At 62.8% G+C, this 25,583-nt stretch carries 23 protein-coding genes; 10 read left to right on the top strand and 13 right to left on the bottom strand.

Features of this window, described 5'->3' with window-relative positions; all coding sequences use genetic code 11:
* The first annotated feature begins 151 nt into the window (after positions 1-151).
* Both C8J36_RS16410 and C8J36_RS16405 read left to right on the top strand, forming a co-directional pair.
* Positions 152-1,042: a GntR family transcriptional regulator gene (locus C8J36_RS16410; RefSeq protein ID WP_132536463.1), complete on the top strand. Its 891-nt coding sequence runs from the start codon at positions 152-154 to the stop codon at positions 1,040-1,042.
* 46 nt (positions 1,043-1,088) lie between these two features.
* On the top strand, positions 1,089-2,243 hold the full coding sequence (locus C8J36_RS16405; RefSeq protein WP_132536461.1) for a fumarylacetoacetate hydrolase family protein: 1,155 nt from the start codon (positions 1,089-1,091) through the stop codon (positions 2,241-2,243).
* Between the two features lie 28 nt (positions 2,244-2,271).
* Here C8J36_RS16405 and C8J36_RS16400 read toward each other — a convergent pair whose 3' ends face one another.
* The 5 genes from C8J36_RS16400 to C8J36_RS16380 are packed head-to-tail and all read right to left on the bottom strand — an operon-like array spanning position 2,272 to position 6,728.
* Positions 2,272-2,787 (bottom strand): GAF domain-containing protein, encoded by a 516-nt coding sequence (locus C8J36_RS16400; protein ID WP_207897529.1) that lies wholly within the window; start codon positions 2,785-2,787, stop codon positions 2,272-2,274.
* Between the two features lie 59 nt (positions 2,788-2,846).
* Positions 2,847-3,659, bottom strand: a complete 813-nt coding sequence (locus tag C8J36_RS16395; protein WP_132536459.1) for an ABC transporter ATP-binding protein — start codon at positions 3,657-3,659, stop codon at positions 2,847-2,849.
* A complete protein-coding gene (locus tag C8J36_RS16390) occupies positions 3,656-4,687 on the bottom strand; it encodes an iron ABC transporter permease (RefSeq protein ID WP_132536642.1) in 1,032 nt (343 codons plus the stop codon). Before C8J36_RS16390 ends, C8J36_RS16395 begins: the two co-directional genes overlap by 4 nt.
* A 5-nt stretch (positions 4,688-4,692) precedes the next feature.
* Entirely contained in the window at positions 4,693-5,739 is a 1,047-nt protein-coding gene (locus C8J36_RS16385) for an iron ABC transporter permease (protein WP_165915084.1), read from the bottom strand.
* Positions 5,736-6,728 (bottom strand): iron-siderophore ABC transporter substrate-binding protein, encoded by a 993-nt coding sequence (locus C8J36_RS16380; RefSeq protein WP_165915083.1) that lies wholly within the window; start codon positions 6,726-6,728, stop codon positions 5,736-5,738. Before C8J36_RS16380 ends, C8J36_RS16385 begins: the two co-directional genes overlap by 4 nt.
* 247 nt (positions 6,729-6,975) lie before the next feature.
* Here C8J36_RS16380 and C8J36_RS16375 point away from each other — a divergent pair, with 247 nt between their 5' ends.
* Positions 6,976-9,111 carry a TonB-dependent siderophore receptor gene (locus C8J36_RS16375; protein WP_165915082.1) on the top strand — a complete coding sequence of 712 codons (2,136 nt, stop codon included), beginning with the start codon at positions 6,976-6,978 and terminating at the stop codon, positions 9,109-9,111.
* A 28-nt stretch (positions 9,112-9,139) separates the two neighbouring features.
* On the opposite strand, the gene C8J36_RS16370 is transcribed toward C8J36_RS16375, so the two are convergent.
* The gene (locus C8J36_RS16370; protein WP_132536453.1) at positions 9,140-10,057 is read right to left on the bottom strand and encodes an AraC family transcriptional regulator; all 918 of its coding nucleotides are present in this window, start codon (positions 10,055-10,057) and stop codon (positions 9,140-9,142) included.
* Between the two features lie 234 nt (positions 10,058-10,291).
* On the opposite strand from C8J36_RS16370, the gene C8J36_RS16365 reads away from it, so the two are divergent.
* Together C8J36_RS16365 and treS are read left to right on the top strand one after the other, a co-directional pair.
* Positions 10,292-10,492: a dynamin gene (locus C8J36_RS16365; RefSeq protein WP_132536451.1), complete on the top strand. Its 201-nt coding sequence runs from the start codon at positions 10,292-10,294 to the stop codon at positions 10,490-10,492.
* Positions 10,493-10,809: 317 nt separating this feature from the next.
* Positions 10,810-12,876, top strand: a complete 2,067-nt coding sequence (gene treS, locus C8J36_RS16360; RefSeq protein ID WP_132536449.1) for a maltose alpha-D-glucosyltransferase — start codon at positions 10,810-10,812, stop codon at positions 12,874-12,876.
* Between the two features lie 110 nt (positions 12,877-12,986).
* Here the strand turns inward: treS and C8J36_RS16355 are convergent, their stop codons facing one another.
* The 4 genes from C8J36_RS16355 to C8J36_RS16340 form a co-directional block, all read right to left on the bottom strand.
* Positions 12,987-13,826, bottom strand: a complete 840-nt coding sequence (locus C8J36_RS16355; protein WP_132536448.1) for an oxidoreductase — start codon at positions 13,824-13,826, stop codon at positions 12,987-12,989.
* A 66-nt stretch (positions 13,827-13,892) separates the two neighbouring features.
* On the bottom strand, positions 13,893-15,167 hold the full coding sequence (locus C8J36_RS16350; RefSeq protein WP_165915081.1) for a sensor domain-containing diguanylate cyclase: 1,275 nt from the start codon (positions 15,165-15,167) through the stop codon (positions 13,893-13,895).
* A gap of 73 nt (positions 15,168-15,240) precedes the next feature.
* Entirely contained in the window at positions 15,241-15,483 is a 243-nt protein-coding gene (locus C8J36_RS16345) for a hypothetical protein (RefSeq protein WP_132536444.1), read from the bottom strand.
* Positions 15,480-15,677, bottom strand: coding sequence for a hypothetical protein (locus C8J36_RS16340; RefSeq protein ID WP_132536442.1), 198 nt, complete (start codon positions 15,675-15,677; stop codon positions 15,480-15,482). Before C8J36_RS16340 ends, C8J36_RS16345 begins: the two co-directional genes overlap by 4 nt.
* 515 nt (positions 15,678-16,192) lie before the next feature.
* Here C8J36_RS16340 and C8J36_RS16335 point away from each other — a divergent pair.
* Positions 16,193-17,554, top strand: a complete 1,362-nt coding sequence (locus tag C8J36_RS16335; RefSeq protein ID WP_132536440.1) for a hypothetical protein — start codon at positions 16,193-16,195, stop codon at positions 17,552-17,554.
* A 54-nt stretch (positions 17,555-17,608) separates the two neighbouring features.
* Here C8J36_RS16335 and C8J36_RS16330 read toward each other — a convergent pair whose 3' ends face one another.
* Positions 17,609-19,702, bottom strand: coding sequence for an acyltransferase family protein (locus C8J36_RS16330; RefSeq protein ID WP_132536438.1), 2,094 nt, complete (start codon positions 19,700-19,702; stop codon positions 17,609-17,611).
* A 283-nt stretch (positions 19,703-19,985) separates the two neighbouring features.
* Between C8J36_RS16330 and C8J36_RS16325 the strand changes: the two genes are divergently transcribed.
* The 3 genes from C8J36_RS16325 (at position 19,986) to C8J36_RS16315 (ending at position 22,600) form a co-directional block, all read left to right on the top strand.
* Positions 19,986-20,687 carry a hypothetical protein gene (locus C8J36_RS16325; RefSeq protein WP_132536436.1) on the top strand — a complete coding sequence of 234 codons (702 nt, stop codon included), beginning with the start codon at positions 19,986-19,988 and terminating at the stop codon, positions 20,685-20,687.
* 216 nt (positions 20,688-20,903) lie between these two features.
* Positions 20,904-21,587 carry a glycosyltransferase gene (locus C8J36_RS16320; RefSeq protein WP_132536434.1) on the top strand — a complete coding sequence of 228 codons (684 nt, stop codon included), beginning with the start codon at positions 20,904-20,906 and terminating at the stop codon, positions 21,585-21,587.
* Positions 21,588-21,760: 173 nt separating this feature from the next.
* Complete coding sequence (locus C8J36_RS16315) at positions 21,761-22,600, top strand: glycosyl transferase (RefSeq protein WP_132536432.1); 840 nt, start codon at positions 21,761-21,763, stop codon at positions 22,598-22,600.
* Between the two features lie 31 nt (positions 22,601-22,631).
* On the opposite strand, the gene C8J36_RS16310 is transcribed toward C8J36_RS16315, so the two are convergent.
* On the bottom strand, positions 22,632-23,648 hold the full coding sequence (locus C8J36_RS16310; RefSeq protein WP_132536430.1) for an ELM1/GtrOC1 family putative glycosyltransferase: 1,017 nt from the start codon (positions 23,646-23,648) through the stop codon (positions 22,632-22,634).
* Positions 23,632-24,588, bottom strand: a complete 957-nt coding sequence (locus tag C8J36_RS16305; RefSeq protein WP_132536428.1) for a glycosyltransferase family 92 protein — start codon at positions 24,586-24,588, stop codon at positions 23,632-23,634. Before C8J36_RS16305 ends, C8J36_RS16310 begins: the two co-directional genes overlap by 17 nt.
* 148 nt (positions 24,589-24,736) lie before the next feature.
* Between C8J36_RS16305 and C8J36_RS16300 the strand changes: the two genes are divergently transcribed.
* Positions 24,737-25,570, top strand: a complete 834-nt coding sequence (locus C8J36_RS16300) for a 3-deoxy-manno-octulosonate cytidylyltransferase (protein WP_132536426.1) — start codon at positions 24,737-24,739, stop codon at positions 25,568-25,570.
* Positions 25,571-25,583 lie beyond the last annotated feature (13 nt).

Genomic DNA, 25,583 nt, shown 5'->3' with positions numbered 1-25,583 from the left:
GGTCGAAGATCGTCACCGATCCGCTTGTTTGTTATTTTATCTACAATAGACAGTTTTCCGTCAACTTGTATTATGCGCCTTGGAGGACGCGCCCATACCCCTGTAAGAACCGGCCGAAACAGGTTGCTCGGGAGGAGGTGCGAAAAGAGGAATGGCGAAACAGAACACGGTCTTCAAGGACGCCTTCAACCGGTGTCTGACGCTTGTCGCGGAAAGCGAGGGGCTTCCGTCCGAGCTTGAGCTGGGGACGACGCTCGGCGTCAGCCGCACGACCGTGCGCGCCATTCTCGAGCGGCTGAAGGCGCTGGAGATCATCGCCTGGGACAAGCGCTCCAAGGCCATGCTGCGCCCGCCGCGCCCTTCGGATTTCTTTCCCGCCGAGGAGACGAGCTCGCTGTCCGACATCATCGAGCGCAGTTTCATGCGCCGGATTCTGGCCGGTGGCGCGGAGCCCGGCATGCAGATCAACGAGTTGGAACTGGCCCGCGACATCGGCACGGGAACGACGAGCGTCCGGGAATTTCTCATCCGCTTCAGCCGTTTCGGGCTGATCGAGAAACGGCCGAACAGCCATTGGGTCCTGAAGGGCTTCACCCGCGAATTCGCGCTGGAGCTGACGGAGATCCGGGAGATGTTCGAGCTCCGCTCGGCTGCGGGATTTGCAGCCCTTCCCGAAGATCATCCGGCCTGGCGGGATCTCGCGGAGATGGAGGCGCTGCACCGCGACATGCTCGCAAACATCGACACCCGCTATCGCGATTTCTCCGAGCTCGACGAGCGGTTTCACCTCCTCGTCCACCGCTCTTCGAGCAACCGTTTCATCATCGATTTCTACGACATCATCACCATCGTGTTCCACTATCACTACCAGTGGAACAAGGCGAACGACCGCGAGCGCAATGCGCGCGCGGTGGAAGAGCACCTGGATTACATCGCGGCCCTGAAAACCCGTGACCTGGCCAAGGTCGAACAGGCCTGCCGACGGCATCTGCGCTCCGCGCGCGAAACGCTGCTGCAATCGATCCAGCAGCCGGACGCCTGACGATACGATATCAATGACGATGCCAAAGACAGACAAGGACATACCCATGCCAACAGAGATCTCCCTTCCCCGCTCCGGCATCTTCATCGGCCGGGTCTGGCGACCGGACATCGGCCCGGCCGTGGTCACTGTGCGCGACGGCATGTTGTACGACATCACCTGCCGCGACGTGCCGACGGTCCGCGACCTTCTGGAGAGCGACGATCCGGCAGCGCGTGTGCGAGAGTTAGAGGGCGAGCCTCTGGGAACGCTGGACGCGGTCGCGACGTCGTCGCGCGATCATGACGCGGACAGGGCCCACCTGCATCTGCTGGCCCCCTGCGATCTGCAGGTCGTCAAGGCCTGCGGCGTCACCTTCGCCCGCTCGATGATCGAGCGCGTCATCGAGGAAAAGGCGGCGGGGAACCCGTCTCTTGCCGCGAAAGTGCGCGAGCGCGTGACGGCGATCATCGGCGACAGCCTGCGCGATCTCAAAGCGGGATCGCCCGCAGCGACCGCCGTAAAGGCGGCGCTGGTCGAGGAGGGCATCTGGTCGCAATATCTCGAAGTCGGCATCGGCCCGGACGCAGAGGTCTTCACCAAGGCGCCTGTTCTCTCCTCGGTCGGCTGGGGGGCCTCCGTCGGCCTTCACCCGATCTCCAGATGGAACAATCCCGAGCCGGAGATCGTCCTGGCGGTCGACAGCCAGGGCCGGGTCAAGGGCGCGACGCTCGGCAACGACGTCAATCTGCGCGACGTCGAGGGCCGGTCGGCCCTGTTGCTCGGCAAGGCGAAGGACAACAATGCATCCTCTGCGCTCGGCCCCTTCATCCGGCTGTTCGACGAGACCTACGGGATCGACGACATCCGCACGGCCGACCTCGACCTTGCGATCCGGGGCACCGATGGTTTCGAGATGGGCGGCAAAAGCACCATGCGCGAAATCAGCCGCGACCCTCTCGACCTCGTCGCCCAGACCATCGGACGCCATCACCAGTATCCCGATGGCCTGATGCTGTTCATGGGAACGCTGTTTGCGCCCGTCGAGGACCGCGATGTTGCCGGGGAAGGGTTTACGCACAAGATCGGCGATGTCGTGACGATCTCCAACCCGGAACTCGGCGCGCTGACCAACACCGTCGCCCTGTCCACCCATGCGCCGGAATGGACCTTCGGTCTTGCTGCCTTCATGCGCAATCTCGCGTCCCGCGGGCTGATCTGACGGCCGAGGCGTGCGGCAGGGCTTGGGTTCAGACGACGGCGACGTTTTCGGTGTCGTCGTTGCCGCCTGCGGCCAAAAGCATGCAGACGGCACCGGGCAGCTTCAGAGCCGCCGCCGCCGCAACGCGTTCGGGCGTGTAGAAACCCGCCTCGTGCAGGCAGTTGATGGTGCCGATCACTGTCCCGCCGACCACGATCGGCACGTTGATGACCGACTGGCACCCAAGCGAATCGATCAGTTCGTAGTCGCCGAACACGGCGGCGATCTCCTCGATCGTATTGGCCACGAAGGTCTTCTGCTGGGTCAGCGTGATGTCGGACCAGTGCGTCTCGTTATAGGGCTTCGTGCCGGAGACCGGATACTGCTCGGGCATATTGGAGTAGACCCGCTCGGCCACGCGGGTCGTCGTGTCGCTCGTCATGATGGTGAAAAGCTTCACGCCGACCAGCGCCTGCGTCAGCGCCTCCAGGGCCGCATAGGCGGCCATCGGCTGTCCCTCGCCCGCGAGTGCGGCAACGAAGGCCGTGTAGTCCGTGGTGGTCATGAGCCATCTCCCTCAACGCGCGATCTGGAACGCCGCCTAGCATCCGTCGCGGCTGCAGATCAAGCAGCCTCGTTTCCGGCCATCTTGTGACGCCCGATCGGCAGCATCATCGGGCGCCTGGACAGGGGATCGGAGATGACGCGGCTTTCGAGCCCGAAGACCCTGCGGACCATGTCTTCCGTCAACACCTCTTCCGGCGTTCCGAAGGCATGTATCCGCCCGCCGGCCATCGCGACGAGCGCATCGGCATAGCGCGCGGCGAGGTTGAGATCGTGCAGCACCATAACGATCGTCGTGCCGCGCTCGCGGTTGAGGTCGGTCAGGAGATCGAGCACGTCGATCTGGTGGTTGATGTCGAGAAAGGTGGTGGGCTCGTCGAGGAGCAGGATGTCCGTCTCCTGGGCGAGCGCCATGGCGATCCACACCCGTTGCCGCTGCCCGCCGGAAAGCTCGTCCACCGGTCTCTCGGCGAGATCGAAGGTCTTGGTCGCGGCCAGCGCGCCATCCACGGCCTCGTCGTCCCCACGCGTCCAGCGGGAGAACAGGCTCTTGTGGGGATGACGCCCCCGGCTGACGAGATCGGCGACGGTGATGCCTTCCGGCGCGATCGGCGCCTGCGGCAGGAGACCGAGCGTACGGGCAAGTTGGCGCGCCGGCATGCGGTGGATCGAGGCTCCATCGAGGAGGACATGGCCTTTCGTCGGAGCAAGCAGCCGCGACAGGGTCCGCAGGAAGGTGGACTTGCCGCAGGCATTGGCGCCGACGACGACCGTGATCCGGCCCGAGGGGATGGCAAGATCCAGGCCCTGCAGGATCTCCTTGCCGTCATAGCCGGCGGAAAGACCTGTCGCAACGAGGGTGTGATCGGTCACAGGGAACCTCCGGTCCGGTTGACGCGGACGATCAGGAACAGCAGGTAGGGCGCGCCGAGAGCGCCGGTGATGACCCCGACCGGATATCGGCTGGGAAGCAGGACCTGCCCGAGATAATCTCCGGCGAGCACGAGGATGGCCCCGACGAGACCGGCCGGCAGGAGCAGCGAACCGTTCGCGCGGACGATGCGCGCGGCGATCGGCCCCGAGAGGAAGGCGACGAAGGAGATGGGCCCGGTGACGGCGGTCGCCACCGCGATCATGCCGACGGCGCAAACGATCACCACCATGCGCGTCTGCGCGACCCGGACGCCAAGGGCCGAGGCGGTATCGTCGCCGAGCCGCAGCGCATCGAGATCGCGGGCCCGGCTGAGGAGGACCCCGCCGAAGACACCGAGCGCGAGAAGGAGCGGCAGCGCCTGCTGCAACTGCGCCCCGTTGACGCTGCCGGTCAGCCAGCGCATCGCCTCCTGCAGGCTCCAGGACGGCGCTGTCGAGAGGATCGTGGCGATCACGCTCTGCAGCATGGCGGAGACGCCGATGCCGACGAGGATGAGCCGTGTCCCGCCGACGCCGTTGCGGAACGACAGCCCGTAGACCAGCATGGCGACGCCGAGTCCGGCACCCACGGCCAGAAGAGAGACCATCGGACCGGACATCTGGAGCACGACGATCGCAAAGACCGCAGCAGCGCCGGCACCGGAGGTGATGCCGATGATGTCGGGGCTGGCCAGGGGATTGCGCAGCATGATCTGGAAGGCGGCGCCGCCGAGGCCGAAGCAGAGGCCCGAGAGGACCGCAAGACCGGCGCGCGGCAGGCGCAATTGGCCGACGGTAAAGGACGCTCCGGCAACGGGCTCACCCATGAGGATGTGCAGGACGTCCACCGGCGCGACGATGCTCTGTCCAACCGATAGGGTCAGGCCGAAGAGGAGAACGACAAGGATCAGAAGTGCCAGAACGGCCGTCCCGTGACGCCGCGTCCGGCGTCGGCGGTTGAGCGCCAGGCGTTCGATGGTCGGCTGCATCACGGTCACAGCTCCCGCACCCGCTGCCGGCGCACGATCCAGATGAAGAACGGTGCGCCGATGAGCGCGGTGATGATGCCGACATCGAGTTCGCCCGGTCGCGCGACGATGCGCCCGAGAATATCGGCCGCGAGCAGGAGAGCCGCGCCACCGAGCGCCGAAAACGGCAGCAGCCAGCGATGATCGACGCCGACCAGCACGCGGCAGAGATGCGGCACCATGAGGCCGATAAAGCCGATCGGCCCGCAGATGGCCGTGGTCGCGCCGCAAAGCAGGATCGCGCCACAGGCCGCGACGGCGCGGGCGGCCGCGACGTGTTCCCCGAGCCCGGCGGCCACATCGTCGCCCAGCGCCAGCGAATTCAACTTGCGCGCCGAGAGAAGGCTGATGGCAAAGCCAATTCCGAGAAAGGGCAGGACCGGAAGGACGCGGTCATAGGTCGCACCGCCGACGCCGCCGATCTGCCAGGCGTGAATGCCACCGGCGATATCGCCGCGGGGGAGGACGACGGCCATGACCAGCGAGGAAAAGGCGACGGAGGTGGCGGCACCGGCGAGCGCCAGCTTCAAGGGCGTCGCCCCGCCCCGCCCGAGCGAACCGATCGTGTAGACGAAGAGCGCGGCACCCGCCGCGCCGGCAATCGCGCTCCAGATATAGGCCTGCGCCGATGCCATGCCGAACCAGGCGACGCCGATGACAACGGCAAGCGACGCACCCATGTTGACGCCGAGAATGCCGGGGTCGGCGAGCGGATTTCGCGTTACGCCCTGCATGATCGCGCCGGCGAGACCCAAGGCCGCCCCGGCCAACAGGGCAAGAAGCGTGCGCGGAATGCGAAGGGCGACAGCCGCCTGTCCGATCGTTTCCTGCGCCCCGCCAAGCGCCGCCGCGATCTCCGCCCCGGCGACATCGCGGGTGCCGATGGTGACCGACAGGATCGTAAGGACGACAAGCGCGGCGACGAGAAGGGCAAGCCAGAGACCGCGCGACCTTTTGGAGCGCGCGACGCTGTCATGCACAGACTTCAGGGCCTTGACCGAGACCGCCGTCATTTCCGCGATGTCGCCGCCTCGCTCAGCCGCGCCACGTAGTCCTTGAGGACCCAGCGGATCGACAGCGGCGTGGGATTGGCGGCGTTGCCGACCGGATCATTGCCGAGCATGACCAGCGCTCCCTTCGCCACCGCCGGCATGTGTCGCGTCAGAGGATTGGATTTCAGCGTTTCGAACAGGGCCTGATCGCCATAGGTCACGAGAATATCGACATCGTCGAAGGCGTCGATCTGCTCGGCGCTGACGGAGCCGGAATACTTCCCCGGTTGCGACGCCTGAAGAACGCTCTTCGGAGAGGCGAGGCCGAGATCGCCGAAGAATTTCACGCGCGTGTCGTTGGTCGTGTAGAAATTGATGATGCTTAGATCCGACGCGCTCAGATGCGTGATGAACATCGCCGTCTTGCCCTTCAACTCCGGATGTCCGGCCAGCGTGCCGGCGATCTCGCTCTCGATGGCATCGATGAGCGCTTCGCCCTCCGTCGCCATGCCGAGCCCGGCGCTGTCGAGCCGGATCGTCTCGCGCCAGTCGGTGGACCAAGGCGCCTGCGGAAATGCGATGACCGGCGCGATCTGGCTCAACGTGTCGTAATCGGCCTGGCCGATGCCAGAATAGGCCGCGAGGATGACATCCGGACGGGTTGCCGCGACGGCCTCGAAGTCGATGCCGTCGCCTTCATCGAACAGCACGGGCGGGGCGCCACCCAGCGCGTCAAGGCGCGCCTTGACCCAAGGAAGGATGCCATCGCCGTCGTCGTCGCCGAAATTGGCCCGCGCCATGCCCACGGGCACGACGCCGAGCGCAAGCGGGACCTCGTGGTTCGCCCAGGCGACCGTCGCCACCCGCTTCGGCTTCGTCTCGATGACGGTCGTTCCGAACGCATGCCGGATGGTGATCGGGTAGTCGGTGGTCTCGGCAGCCTGTGCCGGAGCCTGCGCGAGCAGCCAGACGGCCATGACAAGATGCGTGGCGAAGCGGAGAAATCTCATCGCGATCCCTTTGACGGACAAAAGTTGACTTCCACTCTCAGCTTCACCGCGTGGCGTCAACGCCAAAGCAGCGGGCTCTTGAAAACTGTGCCGAGTTAACCGCGGGATTCTACAAAACCGCAGGAATCCACAATACTCGATAAATTTCCTCCAGTTATACGGTCGGCGGGACAGCGCGCGGCCGTTTGCGTCGCGGCGGCGCCCACACAGCGACCGGCCCTGCCTCACGACAATCTGGATACTGCACATGGACATCGACAGAACAGCCACCCCCCGGCGGCCAGCCTTGCTCTCCTACCGGAGCGCGCTCCTGCTCGGCTGCACCGCACTGGTCGCCCTTTCGCCGGCGGGCGCGCTCGCCCAGGACGCCGCGGGTGGCGCGACGGTGCTCGAAAACATCGTCGTCCGTGGTAGCGGGTCGAGCGGAACCGTGCTGAACACGGATGGCGACGCGACCTCGATCGTCGCCACGGAGACCACCGCAACCGGCAAGCTGCCGACCGACATTCTCAAGGCGCCGGCTTCGGTTTCCGTCATCACGTCGAAGGAAATCGAACAGCGCGCGGCCGACAGCGTCGAGCAGGTGGTGCAGTACACGGCCGGCGTCGTCACCGATTTCTACGGGTCGGACGATCGCTACGACTATTTCGACATTCGCGGTTTCACGCCCTACACCTATCGCGACGGGCTGGCGATCGGCCGGACCTTTGCCGGAACGCGCGAAGAGCCTTATGCCTTCGAGCGGATCGAGGTGCTGAAGGGCGCAAGCTCCTCCGGCTTCGGCGCGGCGGAACCGGGCGGATCGGTCAACTACGTCACGAAGACACCCAAGCGGGAACGGTTCGGCGAAGTCTACGGCACCGGCGGATCGTTCGCGCACAAGGAACTCGGCTTCGACGTCGGCGACAACCTCACCGGCGACGACACGCTGTCCTACCGCCTGACAGGCAAGCTCCAGCGCGCCGACGCCGAATACGACTTCTCGCAGGACGACGAGACCTTCATCATGGGCGGACTGACCTGGCGTCCGGATGCGGCCACAAACCTGACGGTCGTCTTCGACCATCTCGACAGGGACGGCGTTCCCGGCAGCGGCGGCCACCCGCTCGGCACGGATTTCGACCGCGACACGTTCTTCGGCGAGCCGGACTATTATTTCCGCGACACGAACCGCAACACCTACAGCGTCATGTTCGACCATGATTTCGGCAACGGCTTCAGTTTCGGTTCCAACGCCCGCTACAGCAATCTCAATGACGGGTTCGGCAGCGCCTATATCGGGGGAACGCCGACCGACGGCACGACGACGGCAAGCCGGTACTTCTTCGGCAGCGAAAAGTCCTCGGAGCAGTTCATCATCGATGCCAACCTCGTCTACGAGGCCAGCACCGACACCGTCGAGAGCCGCACGCTGGTCGGCACCGAGTACAACACCTTCAAGTCCGACACCGACAATTTCTATACGGCGGCGCCATCGATCGATCGGGAAAACCCGATCTACACCGGTGGGCCGGGCAGCCTCTCACCCTTTTCCAGCGTCAACAACGACCAGAAGACGGCCGCGATCTATCTTCAGCAGGACCTGACCTTCTTCGACAAGCTGACGGTGAGCGTCGGCCTGCGAAACGACTGGCTCGACCTCAGCGAAACGGACCTTCTCGCCGGATCGACGGCGTCCGGAGACCACAGCGAGTTCACCAAGCGGATCGGCGCGAGCTACAAGATCACCGAGGAACTGGCGCCCTACATCAGCTACGCCGAATCCGCGGCCCCGCCGGCCTCGGGCGCGGACCCGACGACCGGCAAGCAATACGAAGTCGGCATCAAATATCGCCCGGAAGCCTTCCCGGCGCTGATCACCGCCTCCGTCTACGATCTCACGAAGGGCAACATCACCGTCTACGATCAGGTGACCTACCTGCCGCAGTCCGTGGAAAAGGTCCGGCATCGCGGGTTCGAGCTGGAAGCCAAGGCGGAGGTGACGGACCACATCGCGCTCATTGCGGCCTACAGCTATATCGACTCTCAGATCGAGGAACCAGGCGGCGCCAATGACGGCAACCGGCTGATGCGGGTGCCCAAGCACCTCGCCTCGATCTGGGGCACCTACACGCTGGAAGGCCAAGGCGCGCGCGGCGACATGACCTTCGGCGTGGGTGCGCGCTACCTCGACTCCTATTACACCGATATCGAGAACACCAAGTCGTCCGAGAGTGCGGTCGTGTTCGATCTGGCCTACACCTACAAGGTCCAGGAAAACACGACGCTGCAGCTGAACGTCAACAACGTGTTCGACGAAAAGCATATCGCGAGCACCGATTCGGGCGCCGTCTACTACAATCCGGGCCGCAAGCTCATGGCCACGCTTCGCCAGACCTGGTGAGAGACGGAGACGGAGGCCCGCTTGCGCGTCATGCGCCGGCGGGCGTTCCCGACCCTCTGATCTGTTGTAGACGCCGCCACGCGGCCGGCGTTTCGCCTTCCACATGCCGAAAGACCTTCGTCAGGTGCGCCTGATCGGAAAACCCGAGTTGGGCGGCGATGCTGGCGACCGGAAGGTCGCTTGTTCCGAGCAGTTGCTTGGCCTGCCCGATCCGCTTTCCGAGCTGCCATTGCAGCGGCGTCTGGCCGGTCGTCTTCTTGAAGACGCTCGAGAACCAGCTTTCCGACAGGCCGACGGTCGCGGCCATGTCGGCCACCGACATGCGGTAGCCGCCGACCTTTTCCGCATGACCGACGAGCTTGTTCATTTGCGCCTGCGTCAGACGGCCGCCCGCCCTCACATCCTCTTCAGCCGGAATGTCGAGAAGACCCGCCACGATGCTGCCGACAAGGCTCTCGGCATAGACGGCATGCCGTGTCGGCGACCGGATCTCGTTCGCCAGAAGACGGGCCAGCATGTCGATGCCGGCGATGTCGTGGAGCTCGGCCGGACGGCGAAGCGCTGCCTGCGCCGATGCGCTGCCGATCGAGGGCGCGAGATAGCGAAGGATCGTATCCTTGTGCAGGTGAAGATTGAGGTGGCTGAAGCGGTGGGCGCTCCGGCTCGTGGTCCACATCGGCATGCCGGCGGGCACGTAGACCGCACGCGGCATGGCGCGGGCGTTGCGGGTGAAGTCGTCGCTGCGGTTGGAGATGCGCACGTTCTGGGAAACGTCGTTGAAGAACAGCATGATGCGCGGATCGTCCGCGAGATAGTAGCCGCTCGCCCCGGCCCGGCTCTCGGCTTCCCAGAGCACCGTCACCATCCCGTCGAGCTGGCGCCACTGCACCGGCGCCGAGACGGTGATGCCGTCCGTCTTCCACGACATCCGATGCCAGAAGCGCATGATGCGGTGCCCGTTTCGTTGAAAGCCTCGTCGTCGACCAGCCGAGCGCTCGCCGTCTTAAGATGACACTCGTTGTCATATTTACCTTGGCAAGGCAAGACTGGCAGCCGCAGTCCTCCGAGCCCTCGGCCTGCCATCCTCGGGAATCCGGCTCCGCAGCATCACTGTCTCGCTAAAGGCTTGGACAATCACGCGTTCGCGGATAGGTTAAGCCTGCTAACCAAGGAGGCAACATTGAACCGCAACACCATTATCGCAGCCGTCGTCGCTGTCATCGTCGTCATCGTTCTCTGGAGCGTCATGCGCAGCCCCGCTCCGGCGCCCACACCGCCCGCCACGCCGCCGGCCGCTTCGACCCCGGCTCCGGCACCGACCACGACGCCGCCGGCCACCACCACACCGGCTCCGGCAACCACGACACCGCCGGCTAACTGACCCTGACAGCGGCCGCCTCATCAGCAGGCGGCCGCCGCTCCCCCTGCCCCGCCGGACGCGACCGAGGCTCCAGAATCTCGGCGTGCCGGCGAACGGACTATTCGAGCACACGTGCCTGCGGCGTGACGTCGTGAACAGACGCGAAATACGCCGGTACAGTCGCTTGAATGCGCAGTCTCACCGACACCGTCAGCCCCGTCTCTCGCCGAAGCTTCGAGCGAAGTTCGGTTTTGCCGTTCCCTTTCGCCGCGCGACGCCTACATCGATCAGCGTGGACCAGAGGCACGACCAGACCATGCGCGGGATCAAAGGCTGACATGACATCACCTAGCAAAGACGACATCGAGAACCTCGTATCTTCCTCGATGCTGCACCAGGCACGCCATTTCGCCGAGAGTTACGGTGGACAGGGGCGTTTCTGGCAGCGGCCCTATGCGGAGCCGCGCCCCCGCTCGGCCTCGGCCATCGCCTCGGTCTGGTTCACCGCCTATCCCCCTTCCGTCATCACGCGCGAAGGCGATTCCGTCTTGAAGACGCTCGGCGACCCGCAGCTCTGGTCGGCGCTCTCGTCGATCGGCGTCCGCGGCATCCATGTCGGCCCCACGAAACGGTCCGGCGGCCTCAAGGATGGCGCTTACACACCGACGATCGACGGCAATTTCGACCGTATCGGCTTCGACATCGATCCGGCCTTCGGCACGACCGAGGAATTCGTCGCCATCAGCCGCATGGCCGCCGCCTTCAATGCGATCGTGATCGACGACGTCATTCCCTCCCATACCGGCAAGGGGGCGGATTTCCGTCTCGCCGAAATGAAGCACGGCGCCTATCCCGGCCTCTACCATATGGTGGACATCCCCGAGGAGGAGTGGTCGCATCTGCCCGACGTGCCGGAAGGGCGCGACGCCGTGAACCTCGGCGCGGAGACCGTCGATTATTTCAGGGACAAGGGGTTCATCGTCGGCCAGCTTCAGCGCGTCATCTTCTTCGAGCCGGGCGTGAAGGAAACCGACTGGAGCGCGACGGCGCCGGTCGAGGGCGTCGACGGGAAGTTGCGGCGCTGGGTCTACCTGCATTATTTCAAGGAAGGGCAGCCGAGCCTCAACTGGCTCGACCCGACCTTTGCAGCCCAGCAGATGATCATCGGCGATGCCCTCCATTCCATCGACCAGCTCGGCGCCCGCGGCCTGCGGCTGGATGCCAACGGCTTTCTCGGCGTCGAGCGCCGCCCGGACGGGCCGGCCTGGTCTGAAAGCCATCCTCTGTCGCTGACCGGCAACGCCCTGCTTGCGGGAATGGTGCGAAAAGCGGGCGGCTTCTCGTTCCAGGAGCTCAATCTGACGGTCGACGATATCGCCGCCATGTCCAAGGGCGGCGCCGATCTTTCCTACGACTTCATCACGCGACCGGCCTACCACCACGCGCTGCTGACGGGGAATACCGAGTGGCTGCGCATGATGCTGCGCACCGTACACGAGTTCGGCATCGATCCCGCTTCGCTCATCCACGCTTTGCAGAACCATGACGAACTGACGACCGAGCTCGTGCATTTCTGGACCTTGCATGCCGACGATATCTACAGCTTCAGCGGCCAGACCTGGCAGGGCCGGACACTGCGGATGCACCTGCGCGATGTGATCCGCGAGCGGCTGTCCGGCGCCAACGCGCCCTACAATCTGCCTTTCGTCACCAACGGCATCGCCTGCACCACCGCCAGCGTCATCACGGCGGCGCTCGGCATCGCCGATCTCGACACGATCGACGACGAGGCGGTCGCCCTGATCCGCAAGATCCATCTGTTGCTGGTCATGTACAACGCCTTCCAGCCCGGTATTTTCGCGCTCTCCGGCTGGGATCTCGTCGGCGCCCTTCCCGTCCGCCCGGAGGATGTCGAGCATCTCATGGGCGATGGCGATACGCGGTGGATCGAGCGGGGCGCCTACGACCTCACGGGCCAGTCGGACGCCGGGCAATCGGCAGAAGGCGTTCCGCGCGCCCGTGCACTCTACGGCCCGGTGACGGAACAGCTGACGCAGCCGGATTCGTTTGCAAGCCAGCTGAAGCGGCTTCTTGCGGTGCGCGAGGCCTACGGTCTTGCTGCCAGCCGCCAGGTCCTGATCCCCGGCACGGACACGCCCGGTCTCCTGGTCATGGTGCACGAACTGCCGGACGGGCGCGGCACGCAGGTCACCGCCCTCAACTTCGGCAGCACCGCGCTGCAAGAGGTGATCACCCTGCCGCAGGTCACCCCCGGCCCGGTGGTCGATATGATCGGCGAAACGATCGAAGGCGACCTTCAGGAAGACGGCGCCCTGACCATCACGCTGGACGCCTATGAAGGCCTCGCGTTGCGCATCGTCGGGACCTTGCCCGTTCTGGCCTGATCACGACGGATATCGGAGCGCGGCATCGATCTGTCGCGCTCCGATGGATGCCTTCAATGTTCGAAGCCGGCACACAGCCGCGGAGGCTCATCGGTGTTCACCGGGCGATCTCAGGCCTCGGGGTAGTCCGCACCGAGCGTGACGGACTCCCAGCGATCGATCTCGGCTATGAGTGTGGCCAGTTTCCCTCTCACCAGCTTCAACCCCGGCGCGCCGAGGATCAGGTTTAGCGGAGGCTCGTCGCTCTCGACCGCCTGAAGGATGGCCTCCGCCGCGCGGACAGGGTCGCCCGGCTGATGGCCACTCTGCTGCGCGACCTGATCGAGCCGCTCGTGCACGGTCTTCGCATAGGCGTCGATCCGTCCGGCAGACGACTGAAGCGAGCGGCCTGCCCAGTCCGTCCGGAACGGCCCGGGCTCGACGACCGTTACCTTGATGCCGAGGGCACCCACTTCCTTCGACAGGGCCTCGGACATGCCGACCACGGCGAATTTCGTTGCGGCATAATAAGAGGAGCCGGGATTGCCGACGAGACCGCCGACAGAGGCGATATTGACGATGTGGCCGGTTCCGCGCTTTCGCATGGACGGCAGGACAGCCTTCGTCATGGCAATCAGCCCGAAGACGTTCGCCTCGAACTGCGCCCGGTAGCCGGCCTCGTCCCCCTCCTCGAAGGCTGTGAGGTAGCCATAGCCCGCATTGTTGACGAGGACATCGACCCCGCCCGCCTCTTCGACGCGCGCGGCGGCAGCGGCGATGTCGTCATGCGAGGTCACATCGAGCTTCAGCGAATAAGCGTTGGCGTGGCCCTCGACCAGATCCGCGATCTGCTCGGGATTGCGGGCGGTCGCAAACACGGTGTCACCACGCGCGATCAGGATCTTGGCCAGAGCCCGCCCGAACCCGGTCGAGCAGCCTGTGATGAGCCAGGTTCGTTTTGATGTCGGCATATCGATCTCCTCGTCACGCTTGTCGGCGCTTGGCGTCTCGCAGGCGCAGGGTTTGATGGTCGTCATTCAGGAAAAGGCGTGACGATCGAACCCGACCCCGTCTTTGCCGGATGCTTTGACGCGGTAGAGAAGCGTGTCTGCATGCGCGATCATGCGGTTTAGGTCGCGATTGGTCACGGCCCAGACACCGCCCATGCTAGCGCGCACATCGACCGGGGCATCCGCGTCGCGGAGCGAAAACGACGTTCGCATCGCACTCACCATGCGGTCGGCGACGGAAATGCCCGTTTCCCTGTCGCCGGCAATGACGACGACAAACTCGTCCCCACCTGCCCGGCAAACGAGATCATCGAAACGGACGCAGGACGTCAATCGGCGTGCCGTTTCCACCAGCACCGCATCGCCGGCCGCATGACCGTAGCGATCATTGACCTGTTTGAAACCATCGAGATCGATGACGAGAACCGCAAACCCCGCGGATGATGCCAGCTGCGAGAAGCGCGCTTCGAGGCCGCGGCGATTGAGGAGCCCCGTGAGACTGTCGGTCTGCGCGTTGCGCTGCAGATCTTCGATCTGGCGGTGCTCCTCCGTAAAATCGATCGCCATGCCGACGATCTTCAGCGGCTTGCCGTCGGCATCGCGCAGGAGGCGTCGATCGCATCGCATCCACCGCTCTCCGGCGATCGTTTCCAGCCTGTATTCGGCTACGTTCTGATCGACCGTACCACGGATGAGCGGGCTAAGATCGGCCGAAGGCCTGTCGAGCCCGTTGATCTTGCTCACATACGTATCGATATCAAGCCCCGTCGCATCCGGGCCGTCGATATACTGAGCGAGCCGATCGGATGTTTCGAAGGCCTGGGCCGCTATATCCAGCTGCCAGAAGCCGCCGCGCACCGTCTCCAGTGCCAGTTCCAGCTGGGCCGCGCGTTCGGCGAGCTGCCGCTCCGCTTGCTTCGCCTGGGTGATATCCTCGACCTGGGTGATGAACCGAACGACCTCGCCGTCGCTGCCGCGCATCGCGGCGACGTGAATCCGCACAGGGAGATGCGACCGATCGGGGCGGATATAGCGTTTCTCGATCGTATACCCATCGCGCTGCCTCGCCAGCACCTGGTTGAACAGCGCAAGATCGGCGTCGAGATCATCGGGATGCGTGAAATCCGCGAACTGCACGCCATTGAGATGGTCGGGCGAGATGCCGACCATTCTGGAGAAGGACCGGTTTCCGCGGACGATCCGCCCCTCCGTATCCACCAGCGCCATGCCGATCGGCGCATGCCGGAATGCGAAGTCGAACAGCGCCAGGCCCTGTTCCGAATCGTTTTCCGGCACATCCATCACAGAACCTCTCGCCGCGAAAAAGGAGGCAGGTTTGCGCCGAGATGCGGCGCGGGCGGGTGTGAAACGCTGATCATGATCCATCACCATCAAAACGTTCGATGTTGACATCAAGTTGCACCCGGAAGAGCAAAGTCCCATCGGCCCGCTCGCCGATCACGGCGGTCGTCGCCGGAAGCCCCGTCGGCTGAAGATCCCTCAGCCAGTCGCAAAGAGCGCCGAGCGCCTCCTGTTCCGCGGTCGCCTGGTCAGGAAGCAAAACGCCGCCACTCTCGTCGATCCGGCCGCCCTCGTCGGTAAAGAATCGGATTCTCATGCTGGACCGCTTGCCGTTTCGTGATTCTTGCTGCCTGTCGCTTTGGCAAGCCGCTGGGCCCGCAGCCGCTCGGTCTTCTGCCGACGCTCGTCTTCTTGGCGGCGCTGCATTTCCATGACGGTCTGCTTGGTTGCTGTAATGTCGCCCAGCGCACCTTGCCCGCGCGTGCGACGCTTCTTTGCGATGTCTTCCATATCGCCCTCCATCGTCGTGAAAAGAATGAGATTGGCCTCCGGAAGAAAAAATCAATAATCTACAAGTCTAAATTCTGTATATCCGTTCTTCTTAAAACATGTATATTCGAAAATAACGGCCTAATTTCGCCTATAGCAATCCTCCGTTGGGCGTAAGATCTATCTCATGCGCTTCCGATGTACGGACCCGAAATATAGGATTCGTCAAAACACGGTCATTACCATCACACCGTGTGCACCGTGCTCTCGAAGATGCCTGCTGCACCTGGCGGCACTCTCGGGTGCCAAAGGGTGCCGCCGGCTCGTTCGCAGCCCACTCTCGGTTGATCCCGCACTTTCGGCAGACCGAAGACGCTGACGCGCGCGACGATCGCCATCGTCAATGCCGCATGCGGTTCACGTTTCGATATAATCCGTCACGTTAAATGACTTTCCATTGCGGCGAACTCCGTTCATGTGATGATCAACGACTGTTGCGGCCTGCGCGCAACGACCCACGACCTGAAGACATGACCATGGAAAACCCGATCGCACTGGAAAGCATCGCCGGCAACACGCTGTTTCGGAAGGGCGACATCTTCGTTCTCTTCGGCGAGTTGTTCGGCCGCGGATATGCGACAGGCCTTCTCGATCAGGCCCGCAAGGTCGGTATGCAGATCGTCGGCATCACGGTCGGCCGTCGCGATGAAAACAATGCGCTGCGTCCGCTCACCCCAGACGAGCTTTCGGCGGCCGAGGCGCGGCTGGGCGGCACGATCATCAACGTGCCGCTGATGGCCGGCTTCGATCTCGACGGCCCGGAGGGTGGTCCGACACCGACAGATCTTCTGGCGGACCTCACGCTTCAGACGTGGCAGGATGCAAAGATCGACTGGGATCATATCGAGACTTGCAAGGCGATTGCGACGAACCGGTTCGAGACGGCGCTGGCGCAGGTCATGGCGACTCTCGACGGCATGATTCCGGAGGGGCGCAACGTCTTCTTCGCGCACACGATGGCTGGCGGCATCCCGAAGGCCAAGGTCCTGCTCGTCGTCGCCAACAGGATCTACAAGGGTACCGGCGCCCGCCACATGTCGTCGCAGACCCTGCTCGATAGCGACATGGGCAAGCTGATCCTCCAGAACTTCGATGAAGTCTCGGCCAATACTTTCCGTCATCTCATCGACGCCAGCGCCGCGATCCGCACGCGGGTGGAAGCCTCGGGCAGTGCCGTGCGCTATACCGCCTACGGCTATCACGGGACCGGCATTCTCATCGGCGACGCGTATCGCTGGCAGACTTATACGAACTACACGCAGGGCTACGCCAAGATGCGGCTTGAGGCCATCGCATCGGAAGCGTGGGACGCCGGCGTGACGGCGACCGTCTACAACTGCCCTGAAATCCGCACCAATTCTTCCGACGTCTTCACCGGCATCGAGCTTCCCCTGATCCCGCTTCTGCTGGCCTTGAAGCGCGAGAATGGCGGACGTTGGGCGGACGAACAGTGGCAGGCCTGCGAAGCTCTTCTGGCCGACGGCCACTCGGTGACCGATGTGCTAAGCCGGATCAAGGATCTGCAGGCGAGCGCCGTCATGGTGCCGTTCTATGATTTCAGCGCCTGGCCGATGCCCAACAGCCAGGCCCAGGCGGATCTGACGATCGGTACCTCCAACGACATCACCGCCATGCACCGCGACGGCAAGGAATTGATCAGCGATCTCCTGAGTACGCTGGTGGTGGAGGCAACCGGCCGGCTCATCTTCGGCGCAACCTCAGCGCCCGCCGGTCCCGTGCGCTGGATCCATCACGACCTGGTCGCCCGCTGCCTGAATGCCGCGCATCGCGACGACGCGGGCCAGACTCAGGCATCGCGGCTCAGCGCCGTCGCCTGATCGGCAGATCCTCCAGGGTCTGCCGGCGAACCAGCTTTTAAAACGCTTCTATCTTCATCGGCGCTGCGTCTCCGGCATCGCCATGCTCCAGCGATCCGCCGAAGGCTGAGATGTCTCGCCCGGCGGTTTGGCGATCATCGCCATCGTCTCGTCGAAGAGTGGCGACAGGAATCTCGCGCCGGTCAGGGAGAGATGATCGCTGTCGCGATAGAGGATGCCGCCATTGGCAACCGGATGGCATCGCGTCGCGTCGCAGAGCAACGCGAAAGGATCGACAATCGAAGATCCCGTTTCCCGCGCAAGCCCGAACAGCATGTCGCGCGCCAGCCTCTGCCGCTGCAGCGTGTAGCTGAGGGGCAGGCTGAAATCGACATTCTCGTCGGTCATTTTCGCACGCGCCAGCGCCTCCGGCACCTTCACGCCCATTTCGGGTACATCCTGAACGAGGATCGCTCGCGTGCCCTGCTGCGCAAACGCATCGATGGTCGCCTTCAGGCTGTCGCGAACCGGCGCCGACCAGTCAGGTAGAGGCAGCGGTTCGGATGTGTTGAAGAAGACGCCTTCACCGGGCAGTTCGGTACGGTGAACATATTTCGGCCAGTAACCGACCATGAAGACATAGGGGATCTTTTTCTGCTCGATCAGGCCGAAAGTCGCTGCCAAGGTCTCACGGCAGCGATTGACGACGCGCTCTGGCCCGAAGACAGCGTCAGGGAGAGGCGGACAGGACGCCCGCGCAACGAAAAGACCGGAGACACCTGCCTTGCGCGCGGCTGCATCGATGGCCGGCGCTATTGCCGCCGCATGAGAGTCCCCCCAGACGATGAAGCGCGGCGCCCCTGTCGCCGCAGCGCCTATCGGGCAGACAGCACCGTCCCGGATGGATTGCGTCTGCAATCCCTGACCATCAGTGTCGGTGAAGCAGTTCGGTGCAAAGAAGGGGCTCTGGTCATAAGTCGCAGAATAGATCGCATAGACATCGGCGGGCAGTCGCTCAGGAATGCCCTCATACCGCGTCACGACGAAGCCGAACGTCGCGGCCGAGGCCATTGTCGTTCCCAGCAACGACAGGACGAGACCGCGCGACCGGAAGACCGCGGCGGTGCGGGCAGGCTGCTCGATGAACCGCCACGACAGCGTTGCACAGATGAAGGACAGGACGACGACCATCAGACTGTCGGTGAGCGTCAGGTGGTGGCCGGTCTCGTAGCGATAAAACACGATGATCGGCCAGTGCCAGAGATAGAGCGAATAGGAGATGCGGCCAATGAAGAGAGACGCGCCATGGGTGAGGAAGCGGGCGGGAAACCAGCGCGTTGACCGGGCATGGATCACGAGGGCTGCGCCCAGCACCGGAACAGCAGCAGAAGGCCCGGGAAAAGGCGTCGCGGAGGAATACAGGAAGATCGCGGCCAGGATCGCCGCAAGGCCCACGGTGCTGAGGAGAGCCGCCACCCGCTCGCTGTAGTTCGGCCGTGGTGCGAAGGCGACCAGCGCACCGATCAACAATTCCCAGACGCGGAAATGCAGAAGGAAAAACGCCTTCTCCGGGGAATGGCTCGTCGCCCAAAGGCAGGCACCGAACGAGATCAGGATGAGAGCACCCGTGATGTGCAGGATGAACCGCCGGGCGAAGGTGAAGGCGAGAAACAACGAGATCGGAAACAGGATGTAGAACTGCTCCTCCATGGACAGGGACCATGTGTGCAGCAGCGGCTTCATTTCGGCCGAAATGTCGAAATAGCCACTTTCCTGGCGGAAGAGAACATTGGCCGAGAACAGTGCGGCGGCTCGCACGCTGTCGCCGAAATAGCGGAACTCCTGCGGCATCAGACGGAACCAGGCAAAGACGGCCGTGATTGCCATCATCGCGAACAGCGCGGGAATGATCCGCCGGATTCGGCGAATATAGAAGGCTGGAAAGGAAAATGTCCCCGCCTTGAGATCCGACAGGATGATCTTCGCCATGAAATAGCCCGAGAGGACGAAGAACACATCGACCCCGACGAAGCCGCCGCGGAACAGCGCGACATCGGCATGGAAAAGAAGAACCGGCAGAATGGCAAGCGCACGCAAACCATCGAGGTCGGGGCGATAATCGAGATGCTTCCCGCCTATGACATGTTCCGATCCAGCCGAAGCGGCCATGGGCTGATTTCCCTATCCCAGACTCTGTACGTCGTCTTGTACAGAAGAAAGTAAAAAAGCGGTTCTCGATGAGGCCGCAGTCCTTCGATTGTCTTCCGGACGCCCTGTTGTCGCTATTCGCTTACAAAAAAACGGCATGACATCCTGACCTGTCCGGGGCATATCGGTCCTATCTGTGCGTTATTCACGACAGATCCGGCCGACGCCCGCAGAGGGAGAAGCCGCAAAATGAGACTTTATCGTGGTGCCCGTCGGACAGGTCACCGCTTCCCGGGACGGCAAGATGAAGAAGCAAGAGTTGCAGGCATTGAGAGAGACCCACCGCCGGTGGCTTGCGAAGCTCAAGATTCTCGATCGGCCATGGCTCGTGCTGGGGTCCGCACCCAACCCGACGCTGCCGTCTGACATCGTCGCGCACTGCGCCCGAATGGACGTGAACAATGCCGGCAAGACGGCCAACATGCTCGGGCTCCCCGCGGCGGACCTGACGTTTCGAAAGCGCAAGAAGTCCTGGGAGGAACATCCCGATGTCCGCACGCGCGGGCTCCTATGGCTCCATACCCGTCCGCTCTGGGTCATGCGCCTGAAGTTGCTCATGAAACCTAGTGTTCGCTACCGAAGCCTCATGCGTGCCACCAAGGAGGAGCGTGAGGCGATCGTCGAGCACATGTGCGGCGGCATGCCAAAGGACATCGGCGAAACCGGCCACGTCACGAATGGCGTCGCTGCCCTGTGCTACGCGCTCTTCATGGGCGTGCCGTCCATCACGCTGGCGGGCTTCTCGCTCACTGTCATGGGCCACTCCTATAACGAGAAGGGCAACACGCGGCGCCAGATCGCAGAAGACGCGTATGTCCTGTCGAAACTCCGGGAGCGCTCCGATGTCTTCACGACGGAAGAGGGCTTGTCTGCGTCCATTGGCATCCGCCACGTTTCACGCCTCGAAGACATTCGAGACGCGTCCATGACCGATCGCAAAGCCTGAAACCGTGCCGGCCCGTTGCGATGTCGCGATCCTTCATAGGGTTGCAGCTTACGAAAGCCGCTGATATCCCATAGAGATGGCCACGACGAACCATGTCGCGCGGCGGATCCTTCAAGGGGACGAGCGGCCTTCATGAGATTGCGCCGTGGGCCCGCCGGCATCGACCAGACGACGCGCCCCCAGCGATGGGAAACGCACCTGAGGAATGAGAGAGATATGACCGAAATTGCCAATGTCTTCATCGGTTTCGATACCAAGGAAGTCGCCGCGTATCACGTTCTTTGCCAGAGCATTCTTGAGAAGAGCTCCATCCCCGTCAAATTTACGCCGATCGTGCTGAGCAATGTCAGCAACATCTTCACACGCGAGCGCAATGCGCTGCAGTCGACAGAATTTTCTTTCTCGCGCTTCCTCGTGCCTTACCTAAGCAATTTCGAAGGCTGGTCGCTCTTTGCCGATTGCGACATGCTCATGCGCACCGACATCGCCAAGCTTTGGGAGTTGAAAGAGGATCGTTACGCAGCCATGTGCGTCAAGCACAACTATGTTCCGAAGGTTGAAACGAAGTTCCTCGGTCAGGTCCAGACGAAGTACGAGAAGAAGAACTGGTCAAGCGTCATCCTGTTCAACAACGCCAAGTGCCGCAAGCTCGACCTTGACTACGTCAACACGGCAACGGGCCTGGAGCTTCACCAGTTCAAATGGCTGGAATCGGAAGAGCTTATCGGCGAATTGCCGCCAGCCTGGAACTGGTTGGTCAATGAATACGAGCGCAGTGAGGATGCGTCCCTCGTGCATTTCACGGATGGTGGCCCGTATTTCGAAGAATACAAGAATGACGACTACTCGGAAGAGTGGTTCGCCACGCGCGAGCGCATGCTCCACGTCCAGCAGCGCTGATCGACAGCGTGCGGCAGCCGCGATTGCGGCTTGCTGCATGTCTTTGTCCGCCTCCGAACCCTCATCGGATCACCTTCCCTGAGAAGGAGACGGCACTTGCTATCGGGAATGGCGCACGAGCTGCGCGACGACCGTAAGGGCGAAGCGTCACACAGTCCGTAAGGGACCGGAATATGATGTCGAAAATATTGGACGCAAGCGGTGGCGTGAAGCAGATCATCTGCATCAATTGGGGCACGAAATACGGCCCTCCCTTCATCAACAGGCTCTACGCCATGGTGCAGCGGAATATCACGCCGCCCTTCACGTTCACGTGTTTCACCGACAACCGTGACGGCATCCGGCCGGAGGTCTTGTGCGAGGATCTTCCGGAACTCGATGTGGTGATGCCGGTCAATTCCCGCGGAATCTGGCCAAAAGCGCGTCTTTGGGGCGCGACGCTGGGGAAACTCAAAGGCGCCGTGCTGTTTCTGGATCTCGATCTGGTGATCGTCTCGTCGCTCGACGACTTCTTCACCTTCGGCGAGCCGGACGATGTGGTCATGGCCAAAAACCAGACCACGCCGTTCGAACGCCTGGGTCAAACGTCGCTGTTTCGTTTTCCCGTCGGCAAGTTGGTGCCGATCCAGGCAAAATTTCGTGCCGATCCGCAAAAGGTTGCGGATGAGTATCGTTACGAGCAGCGCTTTGTAACGAAGAACGCACCGGGTGGCGTTAAATTCTATCCCAGACGCTGGGTTCTGCATTTCCGCCAGGATTGCCGCCGGCCCTTTCCGCTGAACTATTTCTTGCCGCCCAAGCTGCCGAAATCGGCCCGCGTCGTTATCTTTCCGCGTGGCCTGCTGCCACAGCATGCTTTCGAGGGAAAGTACCGCGGCAAGCAGGTCGCGACGACGCCCGCAACCTATTTCATGGACGTGATCACCGGCCGAGAACGCAGACATTCCCTCTTCAGCGACCTGCGTCACTACATCAAGCCGACGCTTTGGGTCGGCGACCATTGGCGGGAATAGGTAAACCGGAGCCGGGCGAAACGGCGTGCGCTCAGATCTGCCGCTTCACGCTGACCGTAACTCCGCGCGGACCGCTCCGCTCCCGGTTGGCCAGCGCTTCCGCAACGATGGTGCCGATACGCGCTGTTTCGTTCAGCGGCTCGTAGACATAGGGCGCTAGGTCGCCGTCGAAGGCTTTGGTCAGCTTCAGGGTTTCGCAAAGGTCGGTATGATAGGTCTCGAACTTTAAAAGCCGCTCCCCGGGCACGTGCGTGAGATCGAGCGTATAGACGGGCTTGCCCGTCACGAGCGCCTCACAAGGCATGGTGATCGAGTCCTTGGCGATCAAGAACGCATCGGCAGCGGCCATGAAGTCGAGATAGGGATTGTCCCCCGTCCGATCCCAGACGGTCACATTGCCGGACCGCAACGTCAAGGCGGCCTGCAGCGTTTCCGCGCTCGACCGTCGCGAGACGGAAATCACGATCTTCCAACCGGCAGCCTCGAGATCCCGCACGGCATTCCCGATCGTCAAATGACACGCAGCGTCATAGACATAGGCACCATTCGACCCGCCGAGAAAGACGGCCGCGACCCGGTCGGCAGGACCAGCATATTGCGACCTGCTGCCGGCATGTGCCGCCAGTCTGTCCGGCGTAATCTGGTGGGGTACGCCGACCATCTGCCGGACATGGTCGATCCCGTCCAGTTCCGGCACCCAGTCGTGTCGGGAAACGAAGACGAGATCGTAGCCATCCACACGCGGTCGCTGCAGGTGCACCGCGAACGGACGGCCGCCGAACGCGCTCTTGATGGCAAGAACCGGCTCCTCCGCGCGAAAGCCGCAGGAGACGATGAAGGTGGGCTCCTGTTCGCGTGTCGAGAACAGCCGCGGCTTGAACCATTTCCGCCAGCCGCGCGGCTTCGTCACGATCTTGATGACGGGCGCTGGGTCGATCTGCTTGGCGATGCCGAGGCATTGCGTCAGCGTACCCGCCTTTTCCTCGGTTACAGCCCAGCCTTTGGGAGCGCGCCGAAGGCCGCTCGGACGATCAGGATGTCCGGTCATGTCTCTGCTCCGGCAATGGGATCACGGACTGTCCGAGATCGATCTTGTTCTGCGCGATGAAAACGGCCATGCCGCGATCCTCGACGACGTCGCGTTCGATAGAGCGCGCGGTCTCGGCGACCTTCTGACGATATTTTGCGGCAGTGTCGTCGAATGACCAGCCGCGCGCCACCTTCTCGGCAAGCTCCTGCTCCGACTTCAGATAGTAGTGATTGAGCTGCAGATACTGCGCCGAAAAGAAGGCCTCTGCCTTTCGATCCCGCACGGACGCGACCATGCCGGCATCGTTCGACGTCCGATCGCCGAAATCCTTGGTGCAGAAGCGGTGCACGCTGACACCTGACACGCGTGTCGGATCGACGATGCATTTGAAGTTGCTCGCATTCCCGTCCTGACGTTCCGGGTGGGCCACACGCATCGTGTAGCTGAGACAGACGGGCCCGGCCGGGCGTAACCGATGGCCACCATGCCCGAACATGTGCCAGGGCAGCGAGATATTTGGAAAACCCTTCGCGTGCCTCAGCGCTTCCCCCAGCGTTCGGTCGCGTCGCGGCAAGAGGAACTCGTCCACATCGATGAAGGCCATCCAGTCGTATGCGCCACCGAAATTGAGGAGAGCGTGCGCGAAAGCGATGGCTTGGCCGTTCAGAACCACCGACGTCGCCTGGTCGCGCATGCGCATGACCCAGGGAACGATCGTCAGGAATTCCGCAGACAGAAGCGACCGCAGCGTGTCCATCGTGCCGTCCGTCGAGCCGTCGTCATAGATATGAAAGTGCCGAACGCCGATCGATCTGTGAAAACGGACCCATTCCTCGATATAGGGTGCTTCATTCTTGACGCAGGCCACGATGGAGATGCCATGACGACCGGCCAGTGGATCTGGCGGCGTTATGACGAGCTCCCGCGTGAAACTCCGTTTGCTCTTCCATCCGAACATATTGTAAGAACCCGATAACGATAGAGCGAGGCCGAGCCTTACGCCGACCGCGTTCACATGGCCTTACTATCTTTGCGGGTCATCGTTCAACAGCGTCAGTTCCGATGAACGGAGTTTCACCGGATATCGTCTGAAAGCGGTATGATTTATGGACTTTCCCGAGGATAGAGACATCAAGACGACGTCCGGCTTGGTAACCGAACGGGACTGGCGGGCGTTTTTCTCCCGCTTTTCCCAGGTCGTTCTGGTCGCCAACAGCGAGCAGGTCGAGGTCGCCGCGCTCAAGCGGGCCTATCCGGATGATTCCCTCTTCATCTTTTTCAACAAGGCCTACAAGGTTCTGCAAAAGCCCTTCGCCGGCCAATCCATGCTCGTTTCCCGCGCGCAGCCCCGCGGTGCAAACATCGTCTATCGCGGCGAGGTCGAGCAGGTGGTTGGCCTCTTCGCCCCCGAAACGTTCCACGGCATTTTGAACATGCGTCTCGCCGACAGCGAAACGCCCAATACGCAGGCCGATTACGGTGGCACGGCAACCGGTCATCTCGACCTGACATCGTTAGGCGACGGCATCTATCCGTCGGACAAGCTTCCGACGTCGGGCTTTGCGCTTGCCTATTGGCTGCTGGCGCAGCGCCTGCCGCTGAAGGTCGTGCTGGCAGGATTTTCCGGCAAGAGAAGCGAGAAATGGCGTGTCGTGGCCGTCCACGATTGGGCTTTCGAGCAGGTGTGCCTCAAGGTTTTTGCAAGATCCGGCAAGCTTTCCCTTCACGAGACGGATCTGTCCGATCCCTATGCAAAGCTCTCCGCGCGTTTTCCGGACATTCCGGCCACCGAAATTTCCCTTACGGTTGCCGACGTCCTCTCGCAACGCATGGGAAATACCGATGCACAGGTGGACAGGCTGATCTCCCTGACGGGCATCTTGAAGTCCGCCGATGTTTTTCTGCGCAACCTCAAACCTGGCTTCCTCAAGAAGCGATGACGCACCTTGCGTG

Origin of the sequence: Rhizobium sp. PP-F2F-G48, from assembly GCF_004342335.1 — a bacterium.
Lineage (GTDB): Bacteria > Pseudomonadota > Alphaproteobacteria > Rhizobiales > Rhizobiaceae > Ferranicluibacter.
This window is presented reverse-complemented; position numbering and strand designations above follow the sequence as displayed.

Bases quoted from the DNA above. Each gene is read 5' to 3' on its own strand.
- C8J36_RS16375 (WP_165915082.1), top strand. From the start codon at position 6,976: ATGGACATCGACAGAACAGCCACCCCCCGGCGGCCAGCCTTGCTCTCC.
- C8J36_RS16305 (WP_132536428.1), bottom strand. From the start codon at position 24,588: ATGTTCGGATGGAAGAGCAAACGGAGTTTCACGCGGGAGCTCGTCATA.
- C8J36_RS16325 (WP_132536436.1), top strand. From the start codon at position 19,986: ATGAAGAAGCAAGAGTTGCAGGCATTGAGAGAGACCCACCGCCGGTGG.
- C8J36_RS16320 (WP_132536434.1), top strand. From the start codon at position 20,904: ATGACCGAAATTGCCAATGTCTTCATCGGTTTCGATACCAAGGAAGTC.
- C8J36_RS16385 (WP_165915084.1), bottom strand. From the start codon at position 5,739: ATGACGGCGGTCTCGGTCAAGGCCCTGAAGTCTGTGCATGACAGCGTC.
- C8J36_RS16340 (WP_132536442.1), bottom strand. From the start codon at position 15,677: ATGGAAGACATCGCAAAGAAGCGTCGCACGCGCGGGCAAGGTGCGCTG.
- C8J36_RS16330 (WP_132536438.1), bottom strand. From the start codon at position 19,702: ATGGCCGCTTCGGCTGGATCGGAACATGTCATAGGCGGGAAGCATCTC.
- C8J36_RS16380 (WP_165915083.1), bottom strand. From the start codon at position 6,728: ATGAGATTTCTCCGCTTCGCCACGCATCTTGTCATGGCCGTCTGGCTG.
- C8J36_RS16410 (WP_132536463.1), top strand. From the start codon at position 152: ATGGCGAAACAGAACACGGTCTTCAAGGACGCCTTCAACCGGTGTCTG.
- C8J36_RS16390 (WP_132536642.1), bottom strand. From the start codon at position 4,687: ATGCAGCCGACCATCGAACGCCTGGCGCTCAACCGCCGACGCCGGACG.
- C8J36_RS16335 (WP_132536440.1), top strand. From the start codon at position 16,193: ATGGAAAACCCGATCGCACTGGAAAGCATCGCCGGCAACACGCTGTTT.
- C8J36_RS16310 (WP_132536430.1), bottom strand. From the start codon at position 23,648: ATGACCGGACATCCTGATCGTCCGAGCGGCCTTCGGCGCGCTCCCAAA.
- C8J36_RS16405 (WP_132536461.1), top strand. From the start codon at position 1,089: ATGCCAACAGAGATCTCCCTTCCCCGCTCCGGCATCTTCATCGGCCGG.
- C8J36_RS16300 (WP_132536426.1), top strand. From the start codon at position 24,737: ATGGACTTTCCCGAGGATAGAGACATCAAGACGACGTCCGGCTTGGTA.
- C8J36_RS16350 (WP_165915081.1), bottom strand. From the start codon at position 15,167: ATGGATGTGCCGGAAAACGATTCGGAACAGGGCCTGGCGCTGTTCGAC.
- C8J36_RS16355 (WP_132536448.1), bottom strand. From the start codon at position 13,826: ATGCCGACATCAAAACGAACCTGGCTCATCACAGGCTGCTCGACCGGG.
- C8J36_RS16400 (WP_207897529.1), bottom strand. From the start codon at position 2,787: ATGACCACCACGGACTACACGGCCTTCGTTGCCGCACTCGCGGGCGAG.
- C8J36_RS16345 (WP_132536444.1), bottom strand. From the start codon at position 15,483: ATGAGAATCCGATTCTTTACCGACGAGGGCGGCCGGATCGACGAGAGT.
- treS (WP_132536449.1), top strand. From the start codon at position 10,810: ATGACATCACCTAGCAAAGACGACATCGAGAACCTCGTATCTTCCTCG.
- C8J36_RS16370 (WP_132536453.1), bottom strand. From the start codon at position 10,057: ATGCGCTTCTGGCATCGGATGTCGTGGAAGACGGACGGCATCACCGTC.
- C8J36_RS16315 (WP_132536432.1), top strand. From the start codon at position 21,761: ATGATGTCGAAAATATTGGACGCAAGCGGTGGCGTGAAGCAGATCATC.